At 76.4% G+C, this 3,198-nt stretch carries 3 protein-coding genes and 1 pseudogene; 1 reads left to right on the forward strand and 3 read right to left on the reverse strand.

The genetic code is table 11. From position 1 onward, the window contains the following. The 3 genes and pseudogenes from POF43_RS34300 to POF43_RS34310 form a co-directional block, all read right to left on the reverse strand. A pseudogene (locus POF43_RS34300) lies at positions 1-353 on the reverse strand (hypothetical protein); the annotation flags it as partial. A gap of 53 nt (positions 354-406) precedes the next feature. Next, on the reverse strand, positions 407-1,039 hold the full coding sequence (locus POF43_RS34305; RefSeq protein WP_271318251.1) for a hypothetical protein: 633 nt from the start codon (positions 1,037-1,039) through the stop codon (positions 407-409). A 207-nt stretch (positions 1,040-1,246) separates the two neighbouring features. After that, the gene (locus POF43_RS34310; protein WP_271325590.1) at positions 1,247-2,098 is read right to left on the reverse strand and encodes a helix-turn-helix transcriptional regulator; all 852 of its coding nucleotides are present in this window, start codon (positions 2,096-2,098) and stop codon (positions 1,247-1,249) included. Between the two features lie 86 nt (positions 2,099-2,184). Here POF43_RS34310 and POF43_RS34315 point away from each other — a divergent pair, with 86 nt between their 5' ends. Beyond that, complete coding sequence (locus POF43_RS34315; RefSeq protein WP_271325589.1) at positions 2,185-2,985, forward strand: SDR family NAD(P)-dependent oxidoreductase; 801 nt, start codon at positions 2,185-2,187, stop codon at positions 2,983-2,985. The last annotated feature ends 213 nt before the right edge of the window (positions 2,986-3,198 follow it).

Here is a 3,198-nt window from a genome sequence, read left to right on the forward strand (position 1 = left end):
TCCGGACCCGCGGTGCGGTCGGCGGCCGTCTCCCAGCCCTGTGTGCGGTCGGGGGTGGTCTCCCGGTCCCGCGTGCCGTCCGCCCCGGTCTCCCTCTCCGGTGCCACGTCGGCCGACGTGGCCGGTGCCTGGGAGACCGTCGTGTCCGGCGCCTCGGCGCCCGTGCTGTCCGGCTCCGGCGCGCGGTCGGCCGAGGCGGCCTCGGGGGCGGAGAAGCCGCTGGGGACCGCGGCGGCGGTGTCGGCCGGGGCGTCGGGGGTCAGGGGGCGGTTGGGGCCGTTGAACTTCTCCCGCGGCGCGGCGGGGCGTTCCCCGCCGTCGGTGCGGTTCTGGCGGTCCTGGTCGTACGGCATGGCTCCTCCGGTGGGTCCGTCGGGCAGTTCGGTCCGTGCGGTGCGCCGCGGCGTCAGGCGTGCCGGTGCCGGGGGGCGCCGGCCTGCCGGGTGCGGCGGTTGCCGGAGCCGGCCCCGGCGGCCGGGTCGCCGTCGCGGTGGCCGGTGCCGACCAGCTCGTCGAACAGCTCCCGGGTGCGCAGCAGTGCCTCGCGCGACTCCTCGGTGTCCACCGCGTGCGGACCGGTGCCGGTGCGGGCGGCCAGGACGTGGGAGTCGCGGTAGTGCTGGACGTGGTGCGGGTGGTCCACCGAGACGGCGTCGGTCAGGGCGTCGAAGTCGCCGTCGGGGTAGCCGCGGTCCCGCAGCAGGCTGGCGACGAGTTCGTCGGCCTCGGAGATCGCGCGGGCCGGGTCGTCGACGAAGCGCTCCTGGACACCGGCCCACCACGCCTCGTAGCGCTCACGCTGCCCGTCGTCGAGGTCGCGGGTGGTGAGTGCGGCGTGCCGTTCCAGCCGGCCGGTCAGCTCCTCGCGGGTCGCCGCCTCGTCGCCGTCGTGCCGGGCGAGGACCCGGTCGTACTCCGGGCCGAAACGGGTGCGCAGGCGGCCGGTGCCTCCGCTTCCCCGGGTGCGGGCGGCGAAGCCGATGATCGCCGCCACGATGACGCATGCGATGACGATGCCGATGATCGCCGCTGTCGACATGGAGCCTCCTCGAATCGGTGTGCGGTTTACGCCTTGCCGCCCATCTCGTCCGCAAACACCGGTCCGCCTCCGGGCCGTTTCGGAAGCGGTGCCCGGGGCCCGTCGCGCGGCGTGCGGTTCGGGGCCGACTCCCTTGCGGGGCAACGGTTTCGGGCGCGCCGGACCGGCCGTCGCCGGCGTGGTCGACCGCCGCGATTCCGGTTCGGCTCAGCCGGTCACGTCCATGCGCTGCGTGCCGATGACCGACAGCAGCCGCAGCGCCTCCTCCGACGGTGAGCCGGGGGTGGCGGTGTAGATCACCACCCGCTGGTCGAGGTCGGTGATGTCGAGGGCGTCGCAGTTGACGGTGACCGGGCCGACCAGCGGGTGCTGGAAGGTCTTGCGCAAGGTGCGCTGGGTGCTCACGTCGTGCGACTCCCACAGCCGGGTGAACTCCTCGCTGCCGGCGAGGAGTTCACTCACCAGCCCGGCCACCTCCGGGTCGTCGGGGTAGCGGGCGGCGGTGGCGCGCAGGTCCTTGGCGGCGGTCCGCGCGAACGTGTCGTCGCCCGCGACCCCGTACAGCCGCCGCCCGTGCGGGTGCGGCCCGAGGAAGACCCGGCGCACCAGGTTGCGGTCGCGCCGCGACAGGGCGGAGAAGTCCTCCATGAGGGCCGCCGCCAGGTCGTTCCAGGCGATCACCTCGTACGTCGCGGACGTCACGAAGGCGGCGGCCTGCGGCAGCCGGCGCAGCAGGTCGAGGATGCTCTGCCGCACCTCGCGCGAGGGTCCGGGCGGCGGTCCGGGGGGCGCGCCGGCGAGGTGGTGGAGGTGGTCGCGTTCGACGTCGGACAGGCGCAGCGCGCGGGCCAGGCCGGCCAGTACCTCGCGCGACGGGCGCGGGCCGCGGGCCTGCTCGAGGCGGGTGTAGTACTCGGCGGAGATGAACGCCAGCTGCGCCGCCTCCTCGCGGCGCAGCCCGGGGGTGCGCCGGCGCGGCCCGGCGGGCAACCCGACCTCGGCGGGGGTGATCCGCTCGCGCCGGCTGCGCAGGAACGCGGCCAGTTCTTGTTTGTCCACCCGTCCAGTGTCGTGGCCGGCGCGGTACGCATCCAGGTACCGCCGGTGCCTGGATGCGTCGTGCGGGCCGGCGCAGGCTCGTCGGCATGAACACCACACCGACCACCGACACATCCGCCGACGCCGCGCCGGGCCTGCTGGCCGGCAAGGTCGCCTTCGTCACCGGTGCCGGCCGCGGCATCGGCGCCGCGGCGGCCCGGCTGTTCGCCCGGGAGGGGGCCCGCGTGCTGCTCGCGGCCCGCACCCGGGACCAGCTGGCGGCGGTGACCGGGCAGATCCGGGCGGCGGGCGGCACCGCGGACCACGTGGTGTGCGACCTGGCCGACCCGGCCTCGGTGCGCGCGGCCGTCGACCGGGCGGTGGACCTGTTCGGCCGGCTCGACGTCGCCTTCAACAACGGCGCGACGATCGTGCCACCCGGCCCGCTGGACCGGGTGAGCGAGGCCGACTTCGACCGCGTCTACGCCGTCAACCTCAAGGGCCCGTGGCTGGCCATGGTCGCCGAGGTCGCCGCCATCCGGGCCACCGCCGGGCGCGGGGCCATCGTCAACAACTCCAGCGTCGGCAGCCTGATGGGCAACGCCGAACTGCCCGCCTACGGTGCGATGAAGCGGGCGGTCAACAGCCTCACCGAGTCCGCCGCCCTCACCTACGGCCCGGAGGGCATCCGCGTCAACGCGATCGCCCCCGGCCTCACCCTGACCGAGATGATCCGCACCTGGGAGGCCGACTCTCCCGGCCTCGTCGAGCGGCTCACCGCGCAGAACCCGATGCGCCGCGCGGCCGCCCCGGAGGAGATCGCCGAGGCCGCCGCCTGGCTCCTCAGCGACCGCTCCTCCTACGTCACCGGCACGGTCCTGCGGGTCGACGGCGGAGCGCGGGCCTGAACGGGGTGCGGGGGCGGGGTGCGGGCCTGACCGGGGTGCGGGCGGTGCGGGGGGCGGGGTGCGGGCCTGAACGGGGGACGCGGGCGGTGCGGGGGTGCGGGCCCGATCGGGGTGCGCGGGCGGCGTCGGCCGCGCCCCGGCACACCGGCCGGCCGCCCCGCACCCCGGCACTCCTCCCGCACCCCGCACCGCCCCCGGCCCGCGGCGCCCCCG

Source organism: Streptantibioticus silvisoli (assembly GCF_027947535.2).
GTDB lineage: Bacteria > Actinomycetota > Actinomycetes > Streptomycetales > Streptomycetaceae > Streptantibioticus_C > Streptantibioticus_C silvisoli.